This window comes from Bordetella sp. 15P40C-2 (genome assembly GCF_009763235.1).
Taxonomy (GTDB): Bacteria; Pseudomonadota; Gammaproteobacteria; order Burkholderiales; family Burkholderiaceae_B; genus Bordetella_A.
In genome coordinates, this window is the sequence record NZ_WSJA01000007.1 from 1 (window position 1) to 15339 (window position 15339).

General features: G+C 59.8%; 12 protein-coding genes. 7 read left to right on the forward strand and 5 right to left on the reverse strand.

The window, feature by feature from the left end; translation table 11 throughout:
• Positions 1 to 144: 144 nt before the first annotated feature.
• Positions 145 to 2151, reverse strand: coding sequence for a hypothetical protein (locus GOQ25_RS03865; protein ID WP_160349136.1), 2007 nt, complete (start codon positions 2149 to 2151; stop codon positions 145 to 147).
• Between the two features lie 324 nt (positions 2152 to 2475).
• Between GOQ25_RS03865 and GOQ25_RS03870 the strand changes: the two genes are divergently transcribed.
• From GOQ25_RS03870 to GOQ25_RS03885, 4 genes are all read left to right on the forward strand, one after another.
• The gene (locus GOQ25_RS03870; protein WP_160349137.1) at positions 2476 to 4995 is read left to right on the forward strand and encodes an ankyrin repeat domain-containing protein; all 2520 of its coding nucleotides are present in this window, start codon (positions 2476 to 2478) and stop codon (positions 4993 to 4995) included.
• 113 nt (positions 4996 to 5108) lie between these two features.
• Positions 5109 to 5996, forward strand: a complete 888-nt coding sequence (locus GOQ25_RS03875; RefSeq protein ID WP_160349138.1) for an NAD(P)-binding domain-containing protein — start codon at positions 5109 to 5111, stop codon at positions 5994 to 5996.
• 99 nt (positions 5997 to 6095) lie between these two features.
• Entirely contained in the window at positions 6096 to 7064 is a 969-nt protein-coding gene (locus tag GOQ25_RS03880; protein WP_160349139.1) for a tripartite tricarboxylate transporter substrate binding protein, read from the forward strand.
• A gap of 26 nt (positions 7065 to 7090) precedes the next feature.
• Positions 7091 to 7765 carry an RraA family protein gene (locus GOQ25_RS03885; RefSeq protein WP_160349140.1) on the forward strand — a complete coding sequence of 225 codons (675 nt, stop codon included), beginning with the start codon at positions 7091 to 7093 and terminating at the stop codon, positions 7763 to 7765.
• Between the two features lie 38 nt (positions 7766 to 7803).
• Here GOQ25_RS03885 and GOQ25_RS03890 read toward each other — a convergent pair whose 3' ends face one another.
• The 3 genes from GOQ25_RS03890 to GOQ25_RS03900 are packed head-to-tail and all read right to left on the reverse strand — an operon-like array spanning position 7804 to position 11342.
• Positions 7804 to 8463: a GntR family transcriptional regulator gene (locus GOQ25_RS03890; RefSeq protein ID WP_160349141.1), complete on the reverse strand. Its 660-nt coding sequence runs from the start codon at positions 8461 to 8463 to the stop codon at positions 7804 to 7806.
• Between the two features lie 55 nt (positions 8464 to 8518).
• Positions 8519 to 10282 carry a gamma-glutamyltransferase family protein gene (locus tag GOQ25_RS03895; protein WP_160349142.1) on the reverse strand — a complete coding sequence of 588 codons (1764 nt, stop codon included), beginning with the start codon at positions 10280 to 10282 and terminating at the stop codon, positions 8519 to 8521.
• A 40-nt stretch (positions 10283 to 10322) separates the two neighbouring features.
• On the reverse strand, positions 10323 to 11342 hold the full coding sequence (locus GOQ25_RS03900; protein WP_160349143.1) for a tripartite tricarboxylate transporter substrate binding protein: 1020 nt from the start codon (positions 11340 to 11342) through the stop codon (positions 10323 to 10325).
• A 444-nt stretch (positions 11343 to 11786) separates the two neighbouring features.
• On the opposite strand from GOQ25_RS03900, the gene GOQ25_RS03905 reads away from it, so the two are divergent.
• A complete protein-coding gene (locus GOQ25_RS03905; protein ID WP_202109322.1) occupies positions 11787 to 11966 on the forward strand; it encodes a hypothetical protein in 180 nt (59 codons plus the stop codon).
• Positions 11967 to 12041: 75 nt separating this feature from the next.
• Here GOQ25_RS03905 and GOQ25_RS03910 read toward each other — a convergent pair whose 3' ends face one another.
• Positions 12042 to 12941 (reverse strand): LysR family transcriptional regulator, encoded by a 900-nt coding sequence (locus GOQ25_RS03910; protein ID WP_160349144.1) that lies wholly within the window; start codon positions 12939 to 12941, stop codon positions 12042 to 12044.
• A 105-nt stretch (positions 12942 to 13046) separates the two neighbouring features.
• Here GOQ25_RS03910 and GOQ25_RS03915 point away from each other — a divergent pair, with 105 nt between their 5' ends.
• Positions 13047 to 14048, forward strand: a complete 1002-nt coding sequence (locus tag GOQ25_RS03915; RefSeq protein WP_160349145.1) for a tripartite tricarboxylate transporter substrate binding protein — start codon at positions 13047 to 13049, stop codon at positions 14046 to 14048.
• A gap of 19 nt (positions 14049 to 14067) precedes the next feature.
• On the forward strand, positions 14068 to 15339 hold the full coding sequence (locus GOQ25_RS03920) for an amidase (RefSeq protein ID WP_160349146.1): 1272 nt from the start codon (positions 14068 to 14070) through the stop codon (positions 15337 to 15339).

The window sequence follows — 15339 nt, forward strand, 5'->3', positions numbered from 1 at the left end:
GCGGGAATGCTCGGCAACTCGGCCAGCGGGGTCTTGGGTTTGCGTGGCATACATACTCCTTGGCGGTATGTTATGCCCTAAACACGAAATTACTGACAGACCCTGCGCGTCCGGCCGCTGTGTGCGCTTATTCGTTGTTCGCCTTCACTCTTGCACACCCAGCGAGCGGTGCATGCTCCTTAAGTATCTTTGAGCCCTGGTGTCTCCAACCGCGATGGCTTGGTTCAACGCGCTGCGGAGGTCGGCACCCATCATGATGAGGTCGTCTCCGGTCTCTTGCGCCCAAGTCGTATCCATCAAGCGACCAATGGCCCAGTAGGTTCGCATGAGGGCGAGATTGATATCCACCCCCGCCTCGTGCAACGTCGCGGCCGCTTCAGCATCCTCATGCTCTTGGGTCAGCAGATCTCGCATTGCATCGGGCCCTACGATGGGCAATTCGTCAAGAATTCTGCGGACCAGGCCCCGCTCATTTTCTCGGGCAACTTCCAGCAGCGCCTGTCGTGCGGCGACACCCAGCTCATTTCGGGCGCTCCAGCCGGCGCCATGAACGTCGTATAAGTTCCCCAGATACTTTCGCATGTGTTCCCATGCGGGGGCATCCCCTTCCTTGGCCAACTGAATAACCGCTTGTGCCGCGCATTGGTGGGACACCCGGGCCAGGAAGACCGCATCCCCCATACGGTTGGAGTTGAGTAATCGAATATAGCGTTGCGGCGTGATCACGCCCGCGCCGATCAACCGGTCCACGCTCTCTTTATCTCGGGTATTGCGTAGATGAGCCAAGATGCGGTCAAAGTCTATCTCGTGGTGCATCGTCGCTACCTGCGCCACCTCGCCTTCCGCTAACGCGACCAGGAGCCACGTCAGTTTCTCATTTTGCGGTCGACGCAATATCTCCTGGCCAAGCTTTATTAGCCCTCGCCTTCTTTCCATCACAATTTCGAAACTGTCACTATCCTTCTCCAGGGGCTTGGCGCCAGCAATGAGCAATAGGTCGACTACCCGGAGGCTGTCATCATCTCCCTCCCCGCAAAGCGCTTGCAGCACGCCAGAGGCATCCATGCCACCGCTGACCAAAGCTCTCGCCGCTACCAAATTGCCAGCGCCGGCAAACTCCCTCAGTATGTCGGGTAGAGGCGGCCACCCGGCCTGAACCAATGTTTGTATCGCCGCGACATGGCCCCGTGTCGCCAGCTGCTTATAAGCGTCTTGTACATGCGCCGACCCTGCTACCCGCGCCAGTATTCCTGCTGCCCGCGCATCGCACAATTTCGCCACCCTCATCAGGGCGGCAGTCGCGATCTTATTGAATCCGTACTGGCGATCGAGGTTCATCTGTTGGACTATCAAGTCCACAGCCTGCGCATTACCTTTTTTCGCCAGCGTCACGAGGGCGGGAATGATTTCCACATCGCCCCACACCAACGCAAAAGTCATGTGTTTATCCTCACGCTCGGCCACCGTGGCAAGCGTGGCGGATCCCGCCGCTCCCAATAACGAGAGCCTTCGCGCCGGAATCCTCTCTTCCCTCTGCGCTACCGCATAGTTCAGTGCGCCCGTGGCATCCACTCCCCGAGACCGCAGATAGTTCACGACATTGGCTCTGGTCTCAGCGCTCAACGTCCGATCGGCAGCCACCAGCACGAAGGCCTCCAAGCAGTTTGCGCCGAGCCCTGTTAGCCACTGCGCTTTATCGAGATGACCGTTGGCGACCGCATGCACCAATGCCGCGGCGAGCGCTTCCTTAGCCTCTGCCGCCTCGGGCATGAGCTGGAGCAACGCCTGCACCATTTCCTGGTTCTGCATGTCAGCCGCGCGCCGTAATGGGGTATGCCCTTCTCTATCGGGAAATGCGAGCAGATCGTTGATCAGGTCCTCCGGCAACCTTCCGAGCACATATAAGGCCACGGCATGACGGCCCGACTCGATAGCCACATGGAGAAAATTCTGGTTGTCCGGGAAATTCCTGTGTGCGAAGCGTTCGAGGGCTTCATACGACACCAATTCGAAGACTGTTAAATCGTCATCGGTGAGCGCTTGGAGCAAGATCGCTTCCTCTATGGCGACTTCCTGGTTGGGTTTGTCCGGCCAATACCTGCTGACCTCCGAGGGAAAGTAGGCCGGGAAGGGGGTGATTTGACCATGCATGAGAAAGCTCCATGAAAACAATCGATAGCGAGGATCCGGGCCCACCTGCTTCTTGCCAGGGCGAGCACGAGCCAAGTGACTGAAATACCGCGCCGTCGGTGGGCTCACATGGGAATAAGCATCCGAAAGCGCGGCATGGCCCGGCGCGCCATCGTTGCTGAGTCAGGGAACAGCGTCCTCGCTTGTGTTCGCTGGGGCGCGAAAATCAGACCAGAGGCCTCGATAGGCTATGGCTAGTTTGTTTAGTCATGGAACTTATTACGCGCGAGAGTTACAGACGCCGGAGTTAGCACAGATTTCAATCCGGTTACCTTGGAGCACACCATGTTCAATTCTGCCCCCCCGCCAAATTTCAACTCATCAGCGCTCGGATCGATTGGACAGCCTGGACTGGACGCGGAATCACATGACATCGAAACTGCGCTGCAATCGATCATCGGATCTAACGATGCCGAGGAGTTCAATATTCTAGTCAGCGGATTGGGACTCAATCTTGGCGAATACAGATTCAGTAATGGGCAGAATTGTTTGCATCTGGCGATTGAACGGGATAGTTATGGCATCGCGCTGCAGCTCACCCAGCCAGACCAGGGTGGCGCCGGTTTGGATGAGAATTCCGTTCGGGACCTCCTGAACGGAAAAGACGCCGAGGGAAAAACTCCGCTGACGCACGCGCTCGAGCGGCCGACCGATACATTCAAATGGGTACGACTCTTAGTTTGGGCAGGTGCCGTGGACGAAGACTCGTCGGCATTGGCTTGGGCAGCAAAGAATGGTCATGCGACGATCGTCAATTCTTTGATCAAGGCTAACGTAAACCAGTATTTGGACAAAGAGCTGGGTCGATACTCGCGCGATGTGAGGAAATTCCTCAACACCGGTGAAAAAGGGGAGGGCCTGTCCAATGCGCTGCGCGAGGCAGCAGTCAGCGGCAATACGAAAATCGTCCAGAGTTTGATTCGAGTCAACGCACCGGATAAGTCGTCAGAGGCGCTGCGTGGCGCGGCTGGCCGTGGCCAAGAGGCCGTTGTCACGCCGTTGCTCGCCACAGGCATGTACGACCGCGAGGATCTCACCCGAGCGTCGTCAGAGGCGATGCGCAACGGGCATATTGAAATCGCACTGCGTCTGTGCGCGGAGGGCGGGAATCCGTCAGAGGTGCTAGCAGACTCCCTCGGCTTCGGAGGACCGAGTGGACCGAAGCGGATCACTGCAATCAGAGGCTTGATGAATATTGGCGCGGATACCACTGCCGCACTGGTGAGCGCGGTGCGTAAGGGAACGCTAGAATCCATACCGATGCTGTCCCTGCTCGGCGCAGACTGCACTGCGCTGGCGGCTTCTCTGGTGATCGATAAGGATATTGAGGGATTCATCCGGCTGAGGAAGAGCGGCGTGTCGATAGGGGAGGTGATGACGTTGCTTTCGGGCAGTGGACGGACGGAAGCGGCGGAATTCCTTTTACGCCAAACCGCGGGCTCCGATCCGACAATCCCCGAAGAAATCACGCGCGCAATACCGAGCCTTGCGCGTAACCCGGACCCGGCACTTCTCGACGCAATTTTTCAACCGGGGCTACCCAGTGAGTTTCGATGCAATTGGCATCTTTTCGCGATAGACGGAAACCTGCCCGCGCTGCAAACATTAAATGACCTGGAATTGATCAATTCCGATTCGCTGGCGCTTTTGGTTCGCTACCAGCATCTCGACGGGGTACAAACCGCCTTGCGGGCAGGCATCCCGGCTTCCGATACGCTCCGTACGCTTCATGACGACTATATCGCCGCTTTCGGGGAAAACTATCAGGCCGATCATGACGAAAACTGGAAGGGAATAGCATTGCTCATCCTCGCCGGCGCTGACGTATCGGAGCTGCCCGCTGGCCTGAAAGATCAAATATTTGCCACGATCAATGCTCGTCGGAACGTCATCGCCGGTTTATCCGAGGCCGAGAAAGTTCAACAATTCCAGACTGCCACGTCAAGCGGATCCTTGTTGGATATCGTGCTCTTGTTGGAGCAAGATGCTGACGTTTCCGCTGCTCTGAATATGATGGCCCCCAATGATCGCAGGGACGGCATTCTGGCATTGCTCGACGCAGGCGTTGTTGCCACCGATTTGTTGATAGATTGCGTCAAAACGGGGCGCACTGAATTGGCCCAAACCGTGAATAAAGTCTTCATACCAGCACTGCCGGGTAAAGACTCGCTGACGACGGAGGTGCTCAGAAGCCTTTTCGCCCAGAATGATTTGAGTACGGCAGGTGCTGTGCTTTCCGATGTCACGGATGGCGTTGATGCCCTTATTCAGTTCGTCAGGAACAATGAAGAGGACTCAGCGAAGCTGTTATTTCAGCTAGGCGTTCCTGGCTCGAGTGCTTTGCTGCAATCATTGCGTGCCAGCGAATATGCTATTGCCGGTAAATTGATCGCTTATGGTGCGGACGTTCAAGCAGCGCTAGAGTTGGCAGCAGCGGAAGAGCCCTCAACCCGGCGGCTCGGCCGATCGACAGATGACATTCTCCAGGCATTGGTTGTGGCGGGAGCTGATCTTCCGAAGGGGTTGATACGTGCTGCTGAGCGTGGCGACACAACGGCCGCAAAGACGCTGATTCGCCATCGCATGTTGAATGAGACAGAAGCGGTAGCGCGGGTTGTTGAAGACGACACCCTTAGCGATGCAGTCAAGACTGAAAGGCTGGAATTCTTGCTTAACGCTGGCCTGGATATGCGCTATGTCGTGCATAGGCTTACCGGAGATTCAGCGGCCACATTCAGACGGCTTTTCGGCACGCAGATAGCGAGGCACTCGTTATCAAGCGCCGCATTGCTAGGGCGTGGCTAGGACGACGCTGCCACTTATTGCATAAATATCGTATCCAAACTTCCAGATTTCACCGTCGAATCCGCGTTAACCCGCTAAAATTGTTTTTTTTTGGTATTTTAGCGAGCGGAGATATGAAGATTGCGTTGGTCGGATGCGGGGAAGTCGGGGCGTGCTACGCCCAAGCGTGGATAGCCGCCGGACATGACGTGTTCGCCGTCTGCGAACTGCGTCAAGATCCGGAGATGCAAGCGCGCGTGGGGAGTGTGGGCGCCGCGCTGCATGCTTCCCCTGGGCCTTGGCTTGCCGAGGCCGATCTGGTCGTGTCGGCGGTGTTCGGCTACGCGGCGCAAACCGTTGCCGCCGAGGCACTGCCGCATATGGGGCCCCACGCTCTCTATGCGGACTTCACGACGGCCAGCGCAGCCGATATGCGCGCGGCTGCTGCGATTGCCGCCGAGCATGGTGTGCCGTTCGCCGATGTTGCCATCATGGGCGCCATCGCACTGCTTGGCGCGAAGACTCCATTACTAATTGCGGGCACGGGCGCTGACGCGGCGGTGAACTTCGCCGTCTCTTGCGATATTCCGGCCCGCGCCATCGAGGGTCAGGCGGGCGACGCTGTGCAACTCAAGCTTTTGCGCAGCATTATGACCAAGGGCATGGAAAGCCTCGCCGTCGAATGTCTGGTGGCCGCCGAAAAACTGGGCCTGCGCTCTGCGCTGTATGAGGTCCTGGGCGATATCGACCGTACACCGCTGACTACCTTTATTGATTCCTTCGTCCGATCGCATGTTTTGCATGCGCCGCGCCGCCTTGCCGAGGTTCGCGAATCGCGCGAGCAGCTTGTCGAAGCCGGCTTGGAACCCTTGGTGCTCGATGGCGTCGAGCGTTTGTTCGCGCGCACCAGTGCCGGCATCGATGCGGCGCGCGCCAGCCAGGGCGGTGCGCCGCTCGAACTCGTCGACACCGTGGAAGCCCGCTTGGCCTGGTTGACTCCGCTGGCCGAAAAGCACGCGTAACGTGGCGCGATTGGTGTAGCATCGGGCCCGCGAGAGCGATGTCACGCTACGATCGTTGCCCGCGTGGCTCAGAAATATAAGAGTGAAGTGAGATAGATAATGAAAAGCTTGAAGAAAATGGTGTTCGGCTTGGCCTTGAGCGCCTGCGCAATGACTGCCGCCGCGGTGGATATGGCGGGTGGGCCGATTACGTTCATTTCTCCCTTCCCGCCCGGCGGCGGAACGGACACGCTGACCCGTATGATGGCCACGGCAATCGGCGAGGCCCAGGGTTGGAACATCGTGGTCGAGAACAAGCCCGGGGCAGGGGGAAACCTGGCGCTGGATGCCACCGCACGCGCGCGCCCCGATGGGCACACGCTGGTCATGGCGCAGACCGACAACATCGTGCTCAACCCTTGGCTTTATAAAAAGCTGAGCTACGACACGTTCAAGGACTTCAAGCCCGTCGCGCCGGTGGCTTCCTCGCCGAGCGTTTTTGTTGTGGTGCCGGATTCTCCCTACAAAACGCTGAGCGATGTGGTGGCGGCGGCCAAGGCGAAGCCGGGCGAGGTGTCGTTGGGCATCCCAGGCATCGGTGGCAGCGGGGATCTGATCGGCTATCTCTGGCGCAATGCCGCGGATATGGAGCTCATGCACGTGCCGTATCGCGGCTGGTCGCAAGCATTTCCGGATCTGATGAGTGGCCGCATCGCGCTCTACACGGGGTCGCTGGCATCCTTGTTGCCCCAGATCAGCAGCGGCAAAGTCCGCGCGCTGGCCGTAGTGGCCGATCAACGCTCGCCTGCCTTGCCTGACGTCCCGACGTTTGTGGAAAGCGGCTTTCCGACGATTAACCAGACCATCTGGTGGGGCTTGATGGCACCTGGCCAGACGCCCGATGACGTAGTCGCCACGCTGAACGACGCCGTCAATCAGGCACTGAAAAAACCCGAGATCGTCGAAAAGCTGGAAAAAGCAGGCTATAACGTCCTGCCCGGCACCCCCGAAGATCTGGCCAAGCGTCATCGCGCCGACCACGAAGCCTTCGGCAAAGTGGTGCAGCAGGTCGGCATTCCGCAACAATAACGAACCTTACTCCACGGAGCGTTTTTATGATCGGCTTTGAGATTTTCCCCCGTCAACGTGCTGTCAGCCCGGAACTCGTCGAAAAATTCCGTGCGCTGCCCGTTGCGAATATCAGCGACTGCATGTCGCGCATGGACGCCGGTGGCGCGCGCCTGCGTCCGATGCACGACGGCACGTTGTTGGCGGGCCCTGCGTTGACGGTCCGTACGCGCCCCGGTGACAACCTGATGGTGCACAAGGCGTTGGGTTTGGCCAAGCCTGGCGATGTCATCGTGGTGGATGCCGGCGGCGATCTGACCAACGCGATCATCGGGGAAATCATGACCTCGTATGCACAGACGCGTGGCATCGCGGGCATTGTGATCAACGGTGCGATTCGAGATTCCGGCGCGATTCGAAACGGTTCCTTCCCGGTCTACGCCGCCGGCGTGACGCATCGTGGTCCCTACAAAGACGGCCCGGGCGTCATCAACGGCACTATCGCGCTGGACGGCATGACGATCCAGCCCGGTGACCTGATTCTGGGTGACGAGGACGGTCTGCTGTGCGTGCCGTACGAGCAAGCCGAAGCCATCTACCGCGATGCCGCCGCCAAGCACGCGGCCGAGGAAAAAACCATGGCCGACATCGCGGCTGGCAAGCTCGATACCTCGTGGGTCGATGCGCGCCTGAGCGCCTTGGGTTGCAAGTTGCCCGAGTAATGTTTTTGCGCGCTGACGCGCCAGACGCCCCAGTGCTGCTAGTCAGCCTGGGGCGTTGTTTTACGCTGATCCAGAAACAAGCGCCGCGTCGCGGTCAAGTGCAGGCGCATTGCGGTTTCTGCGTAATCAGGGTCCTTTGCGCGGATGGCGCTGATGATTTGCCTATGCTGCTCCACGCTGCTGAGCATGTTGTCTCTGCTGTAGAAATAAAAAGAGCCGATGAGTATCGGCAGGTCCACCAGATTCTCCACCAGCGTACGCACGCGCGCGGACTGCGCGGCGCTGAGCAACGCGTGATGGAAACGGTTGTTGTAGTGCTGGATGCGCGCGGCGCAGTCCTCGTCACCCGACTGCACGGCCTCCAGCATCTGGTCATTGGCGCTTTGCAAAGCCTCGACGTGCTCGGGCTCAGCCCGTAGCGCAGCGGCTCTCGCCGCATAGGGCTCCAGCAACAAGCGCAGCTCGAACGCTTCTTCGATATCCCGATCCGACCAGCCCAGCACCACGGCGCCACGATGCGGTTCGCGCGCGACGAGGCCGTCTTCGATTAGTCTCTCGATCGCTTGCCGCACGGGGGTGCGGCTCACCGACAGTTCACTCGCGATGCGTTCCTCGCGCAGCCGTTCGCCCGGCAGAAACGCACCCGACATCAGACGTCGTCGCAGTTCTGCATAAACGAGATCGCTTGCGCTGGGCATGGAGTGAAGTCCTCTGGGATAGTGTTAAAGCACTAGTTTAGAGGACGCGCTGCACCTACCACCCGCATGCATATGCCGGCCGGCGGGGATCGGCGCCGCCCCAACGCACGCCGCTCTGGGTATCGTGCTTGACCGCACACATGGCGCCCGCGCGCCAATTGCGTCCCTGCCACCACTGCACTGCATGGCCCATCGCAGCCAGCTGCTCTCCGACCGCGCGATCCACCAGATCCTCGATCATCAAGCGGCCCGGCATCGCATTGTGTGGCTCGAACGACGAGGGAAAACTGAATGTCGCAAAACGCGGTGCCTCGATCGCCTGTTGCAGGTCCATCCCAAACAGCTCGATATTAAGAAACGTCTGCAGCATCGCCTGGCATTGCACATCACCGCCGGGTGTGCCGAAAGGCATGACATATTCGCCTGGACGGATGGCCAGCGACGGGTTCGGCGTCAATCGCGGGCGTCGGCCGGGCGCGACCCGGAAGGGATGGTCTGGATCCGCCCAAGATTGGCTGCCGCGACCGGATGCGCAGATACCCGTGCCGGGGATGACCGGCGTGTTGTAGGAGCCATCGCTGGGCGTGGCGGAAAATGCATTGCCGGCTTTATCGACGACGGCCACATAGGAAGTATCCAGGCGTGGGTCGGTGCGCGCCGTGTCCGCGTCGGTCGCGGCCGTCATGCTGATGTCGCGATGACGCGGCAGAGCTCCCGCGGGCGGCATGTCCGCCCCGGCCCGGTCACGCAGAATCATGGCAAGGCGCTCGCGCGCATAGGCTTTAGACAACAGCTCGTCCTGTGGCACCGCGACATGGCGCGGGTCACCATAGTGCACCTCGCGATCCGCGAAGGCGAGCTTGATCGTCTCGGTCAGCAGATGGATGTACGCCGCGCTGTTATGGCCTCGCGCGCGCACATCCGCCGATTCGAGGATGTTGAGCATCTGCAGCAACGACGGCCCCTGACACCAGAATCCGCAGCTATGTACCCGCGTGCCGTGAAAGTCGATCGCCAGCGCGGGCTCGACTTCGACCGAGAAATCGCGCAGGTCTTGCGCCGTGACCCAGCCCCCGGCTTCCTCATGATATTTAACGATGGCCGCCGCGATATCACCCTCATAAAAGGTCCGCCGTGCCGCGGCCAACCCGGCAGCTCTGCCATTGCCCAACTGACTGCGCTCGGCGTCAGCCATGATCTGCAGGGTATTGGCCAGGTCCGCCTGACGGAAAATCGCCCCGGCCGGGGGCGGCTTGCGGCCTGGCAGATAAACCGCCGCACTCGAAGGCCAGCGGGCATAATTCGCGGCGTTCTCAGCCAGTACCTCGGCCATCAATGGGTACATGACGAACCCGTCACGCGCTAACTGAATCGCGCCCGCGGCCACTTGCGCAAAGCTCATGGTGCCAAAACGCTCCAGCGCCGTGATCCACGCATCGGGCGCGGCCGGGATCACCGTGCGCAGCACGCCCGCCGGAATCGTGCCGCCGTGGTCCTTCATGAACGCATCAAGGCTGGCCGCTTGCGGCCAATAGCCCAAGCCCGAAATGCTCCAGACCTTCTGCGTCTGCGCCTCGTAAACCAGGATTGGCGCGACGCCGCCGAAGTTCACGATGTCGCTTTGTACCACCCCCAGCGCGATCCCTGCCGCCACCCCCGCGTCGATGGCGTTGCCACCCTGTTGCAGGATGTCGATGCCCGCTTGCGTCGCCAGATAATGGCCTGCGGACACCATGTGGTTCAAACCCGCTAACGTCGGGCGCATCGAGGAGGGCGCGCTACCGGCGGTGAGATCGGGGGCGTAGGTCGATTGAGGCATGCAGGTCTCGCTTCAGTTCAAAATGGGGCAGGGGAGGACATCATTGCGGTTCAATGCCGAGCTTCTTCGTGACGGATTGCCAGCGCGCGTACTCCTTCGTCAAATACTCGCGGAACTCCTCTGATGTGCTGCCCTCGATGATCACATCGCGGTCGGCCAGTGTGCGCTGCACGTCGGGGTCTTCCAAAGCAACCTTGGTCGCTTTGTATAGTGCGTCTACCACGGGCTTGGGTGTGCCGGTGGGAACCAGCAACCCGTACCAGGACCCGCCCACCATCTCGGGAAATCCGCTTTCCTTCGCTGTCGGGATATCGGGCGCGCGCTGCAGCCGCTCTTCGCTGAACACCGCCAACGGCTTGAGCTTGCCATTCTTGATGAGAGGCAGCGTCGTGCCCGGGGTATCCAGTGTGTATTGAACCTGGCCCGCCATCACATCGTTGAGCAATGCCGCGCTGCCTTTATAAGGAACATGCACCGTCTGAATGCCAGCGTCCATGTTCAACTGTTCGGAGAAAAAGTAATTCGCCGTCATGATGCCGGGCGATGCATAGTTCACCACGCCTGGATGCGCCTTGGCGTAGTCGACCAACTCGCGCATATCGTTCGGAGGGAATGCCGGATTCGCCACCATGATGAACGGGCCGCCGCCGATACGGGTGACCGGAGTCAGGTCCTTCATCGGGTCGTAGGTGAGGCCTTTTACCGTCAAGGGCGCGCCAGTCAACGGCGACGCGGTGGCGAACATGACCGTATAACCATCGGGCGCGGACCGCACCACTTGTTGCGCGGCTATGGTGCCGCTGGCGCCGCCCCGGTTCTCCACCACTACGGATTGGTTCAGCACTTGGCCCATGCGCTGCGCCAGAACGCGTGCGACTGTATCGGTGCCGCCCCCGGGTGGATAACCGACGATCATCCGTATGGGCTGGCTCGGCCAGTCTTGCGCGGCCTGTGGCGCGCCATGCATGCTTAATCCCAGGACTGCGGCGACCGCGGTAAGGGGGAACGTACGTCGAGATTGAGAGCCGGTTTTCAAGAAGACTGCTGCACTGCGTGTCATAACATCTCCTGAACGCGAGCCCGAGTTGCCCGGGCGAATCGATTACTTGCTGGTCGGCAGGCGTGCTGCCTCGAGCCTACTGCTGCCGCGCGGGAGTGTGGGCTTAAGTAGGCCAATGGACGAGCGCGCTGACGGCGCTTCATACGGCGAGGTGCGCCATCGCGACGCGCAACCTATCTCGCATGATCCCCGAATGTCTAAATCGGCTTTATCGATGTTCGATAACATAATCCGAAATGCAATATTGTTGGCATCTTTATACCGCGCGGGTTGTCCGCCGGCAAGGATTGGCCCGAAGAGCCCCGGCGCCGCTTACCGCCGATGTGATACGGTTGGCGTTGATCGAACATGCGCGTCAAGACCGGTATGCTTGGGTAGACCGCTCACGCGATATAGGGTCGTCGCAGGTCGAGCGCGAAGGCGATTCTTTAGCCGCTGTGATGCATGCATGCGCATCAGGCACGACGCAAGCTGTTGACGCTGGACACACGCACAGGCGACCACGCCGAACCGTTGTACGCGTCCCTCGGCTATCAGCACGCGGGCGTGATTCCACAGTACGCATTGGAGCCGCAAGGCCAGCGCTACGATTCCACAACGCTGATGTACAAGTGGTTGGAATGACGAGGCAACTTCATAGTGAATGGGCCGCTCCCCCCGACTGCCGTTTTTCCCGCGTCCGAGCGCAGTGCGCAAACCTCAGAAGTCGCCAGCCGACAGTATCTTCAACATCCGAGGCACAACCGGATTCATGTTATCGGTACGCCAAGCACACGAGAGCAGCGAGATTGGGGCCTTGCATCCCTGCGGCAACAGTAGCGGCCGCTTCTGAAGCCTGCCCTTGGTCTCGCGCAAAACCGAGGTCGGAACGAGCGCAGCGCCCATGCCCGCCTCAACCAGGGCTAACAGGGTCGGTAGCAGGCTGACGTGTTGAATGTCGGGCTGCACCTTCGCTGCCGCGAGCACCGTCTCCTGCAAGTCGTAAAAGTGACGGGCGCCTTGAGGGGCATAACCGACCCAAGGAATCCCGTGCAACAGTTCAATCGGTACGCGTCGATGGACAGCGAGTGGATGATCGAGGGGCATTACCAGGACCATGGGGTCCGAAGCGATCACTTTCCAACTCAGATCCGCGGACTCCATCGACGACGACCACCTCAGGATCGCGATGTCGAGCCGCCGGCTGTTGACTTCTTCGGCCAGCAAGTCTGAAGTGAGTTGTCGCAGCTCCAGCGCGACCCGAGGACATACCTGCTTGAACCGTTGCAACACGCGTGGCAAGACATGATAGACCGTGCTGTGACTGAAGCCGAGGTTCAACAGCCCTTCGTCGCCCACGGAGCGCCGGCGAACCGCTTGCAGGGTTGCGTCCGCCTCCGCCTGTAATAGATGTGCCCGTTCCAAAAGCAAGCGCCCGGCTGGGGTCAAACGGACAGAGCGTGTCGTGCGCTCGAACAGGGCAACGCCCATCTCCTCTTCGAACTGACGGATCTGCTGGCTCAATGGGGGCTGGCTGATGTGCAGCCGTTTCGCCGCTTTGCCGAAGTGCAGTTCTTCGGCCACGGCGATAAATGCCGTCAAGTTTCGGGTCAATATCATTGAGTCGAGATCTGTCTTAATTATGTCTAATTTTATATTAGACATATAAGTGGCCGATTCGTATGCTAGCCCTCGACCCCTTCACTTCCAGTTGGCATTGTGATCATGAACACTTCTTACCGTGCGACTCGGCGCATTCTCTTGTCAACGTTGACCTTGGCCGTGGCCTCGGCGGCGACGCCTGTGTGGGCCCAAAGCCAGGACGTATCGAACTATCCGACCAAGCCCATCACCTTGATCGTGCCCTTTGCTGCGGGTAGCGTGACCGACCTCTTGGCGCGCATCGTGGGACAACGGCTGGGCGACTCGTTAGGGCAGTCGGTCATCGTGGAAAACAAGGCGGGCGCTGACGGGAACATCGGAGCCGGCTATGCCGCTGCGGCTGCTCCGGACGGCTACACCATCATGATGGGGCCGGCCAGCACCAATGCGATCAATCCGAGCCTGCACAAAGGACTGAAGTTCAACGCCATGAAGGATTTCGCGCCGATCACGAATGTGGCCTCGATGCCCAATGTGCTGGTCGTGGGTCCCGAGGTGCCGGTCAGGAACGTACCGGAATTTATCGAGGCTGCGAAAAAAGGTGACTACAGCTTTGCGTCTAGTGGCGCGGGCGGCAGCATGCACCTGTCAGGAGAACTGTTCAAGAACACGGCCAAAATTCCCGAGTTCCTGCACGTACCGTATAAAGGCGGCAGCGCCCCGGTGACCGACGTCATGGCCGGTCGGGTGACCTCGATGTTCTGCAACTTGCCTCTCTGCCTGCCGCATATCCAGGCGGGCAAACTGCGTGCGCTCGCCGTCACGTCGAGCACCCGTACGCCGCTATTGCCTGATGTCCCGACCATGGAAGAGGCCGGATTGCCAGGCTACGACGTATCCGGTTGGTTCGGCTTATTCGCGCCTACTGGCGTACCGAAGCCCATCATTCAAAAGCTCAACAAAGAGGTTGTGCAGATCCTGCAAGACCCCAAGGTCAAGCAACAACTATTGGCCCAAGGCGCCGAGCCCATTGGCGACAGTCCCGAGGATTTTGGCGCCTTCGTGCAGAAAGAGCACGCCCGTTGGGCCAAGGTCATTCAAGACGCTGGCATCACTCCTCAATAATCGCGGTAGCAACATCACAATGACATCTCCGAATCATCTCTCGGTGCGGCAAGCCCTGCAAGCCATGGAAGCGGGCGAACTAACCAGCGAGGCCCTCGCCCGGGCGTGCCTGGAGCGCATCGCGGAAAGGAATGCCGAAGTTCAGGCGTTTACCGCCCTCGATCCCGCGTGGACGTTGGAGCAAGCTCGTCGTTCCGATGCCGAACCTCGCGGGCCGTTGCGGGGCATTCCCTTTGCCGTCAAGGACGTAATCGAGACTCAGCATCTCGTGACGGCCTATGGTTCGCCGATTTACTCGGGACATCAGCCGCAAACGGACGCCGCGTGCGTGGCGAGGGTTAAAGAGTTTGGTGGCCTCGTATTGGGCAAAGTGGCCACCAGCGAGTTCGCCACTCAGACACCCAGCCAGACGCGTAATCCCCTCAATCTGGCGCACACGCCTGGCGGATCGTCCAGTGGATCGGCCGCCGCGGTCGCCGATTTCATGGCGCCCGTCGCCTTTGGAACGCAAACCACTGCGTCCACGGTACGGCCCGCGTCGTATTGCGGGATTGTTGGCTACAAACCGACCTTCGGCTTTATCAACGTTGCCGGGCTCAAGCCCTTAAGCCCGGCTCAGGACACCATTACGATCCTGACTCGCTCGGTGGCGGATGCGGCATGGTGTGGCTTCGGCTTGCATGGAGACCGGGTGAGCGTGGAGCCGGTCGCCGCCCCACGGTTGGCGGTTTGTTATTCATCGCAATGGGATGCCGTACGCCCCGAAATGGCGCAAGCCATCGAGGACCTTGCCGCAGCCGCGGAACGAGCCGGTGCAAAGGTGACGCGCGTTCGGCTCCCAGACGCATTGGAGTCCATCATCGACTTGCAGGGGCGGCTGTTTGCATTTGAAGCACGCCAATCCTTGGCACATGAACGGCAGCATCATGCTGATCAATTCAGCGATCGCTTGAAGGCTCGGCTGAGCGGAGGAGAGAACATCGATAGCGACGAATATCTGTCGATGCGTCAAACCGCTTTGATCGCGCGGCAAAACATGGGCGCGCTTTTCGACGGCATCGATGCGTTGCTCTATCCGCCAGCCCAGGGCGAGGCCGATGAAGGGATCGCCGACTCGGGCTCCGCTCAGTTTGGTGCACTATGGAGTCTGATGCATGTGCCTTGCGTGTCAGTGCCGATGACCAAGGGTCCGAAAGGGTTGCCGATGGGTGTGCAGGTGATCGGTCCTTACGGTAGCGATTTGCGGACGTTACAGGTCGCGGCCTTTGTCGAAGAGTTGAGGAAACGATAG

What these genes read in the sequence shown, in the direction of transcription:
- GOQ25_RS03865 (WP_160349136.1), bottom strand. Translation starts at nt 2,151, where the DNA reads ATGCATGGTCAAATCACCCCCTTCCCGGCCTACTTTCCCTCGGAGGTC.
- GOQ25_RS03870 (WP_160349137.1), top strand. Translation starts at nt 2,476, where the DNA reads ATGTTCAATTCTGCCCCCCCGCCAAATTTCAACTCATCAGCGCTCGGA.
- GOQ25_RS03875 (WP_160349138.1), top strand. Translation starts at nt 5,109, where the DNA reads ATGAAGATTGCGTTGGTCGGATGCGGGGAAGTCGGGGCGTGCTACGCC.
- GOQ25_RS03880 (WP_160349139.1), top strand. Translation starts at nt 6,096, where the DNA reads ATGAAAAGCTTGAAGAAAATGGTGTTCGGCTTGGCCTTGAGCGCCTGC.
- GOQ25_RS03885 (WP_160349140.1), top strand. Translation starts at nt 7,091, where the DNA reads ATGATCGGCTTTGAGATTTTCCCCCGTCAACGTGCTGTCAGCCCGGAA.
- GOQ25_RS03890 (WP_160349141.1), bottom strand. Translation starts at nt 8,463, where the DNA reads ATGCCCAGCGCAAGCGATCTCGTTTATGCAGAACTGCGACGACGTCTG.
- GOQ25_RS03895 (WP_160349142.1), bottom strand. Translation starts at nt 10,282, where the DNA reads ATGCCTCAATCGACCTACGCCCCCGATCTCACCGCCGGTAGCGCGCCC.
- GOQ25_RS03900 (WP_160349143.1), bottom strand. Translation starts at nt 11,342, where the DNA reads ATGACACGCAGTGCAGCAGTCTTCTTGAAAACCGGCTCTCAATCTCGA.
- GOQ25_RS03905 (WP_202109322.1), top strand. Translation starts at nt 11,787, where the DNA reads ATGCATGCGCATCAGGCACGACGCAAGCTGTTGACGCTGGACACACGC.
- GOQ25_RS03910 (WP_160349144.1), bottom strand. Translation starts at nt 12,941, where the DNA reads ATGATATTGACCCGAAACTTGACGGCATTTATCGCCGTGGCCGAAGAA.
- GOQ25_RS03915 (WP_160349145.1), top strand. Translation starts at nt 13,047, where the DNA reads ATGAACACTTCTTACCGTGCGACTCGGCGCATTCTCTTGTCAACGTTG.
- GOQ25_RS03920 (WP_160349146.1), top strand. Translation starts at nt 14,068, where the DNA reads ATGACATCTCCGAATCATCTCTCGGTGCGGCAAGCCCTGCAAGCCATG.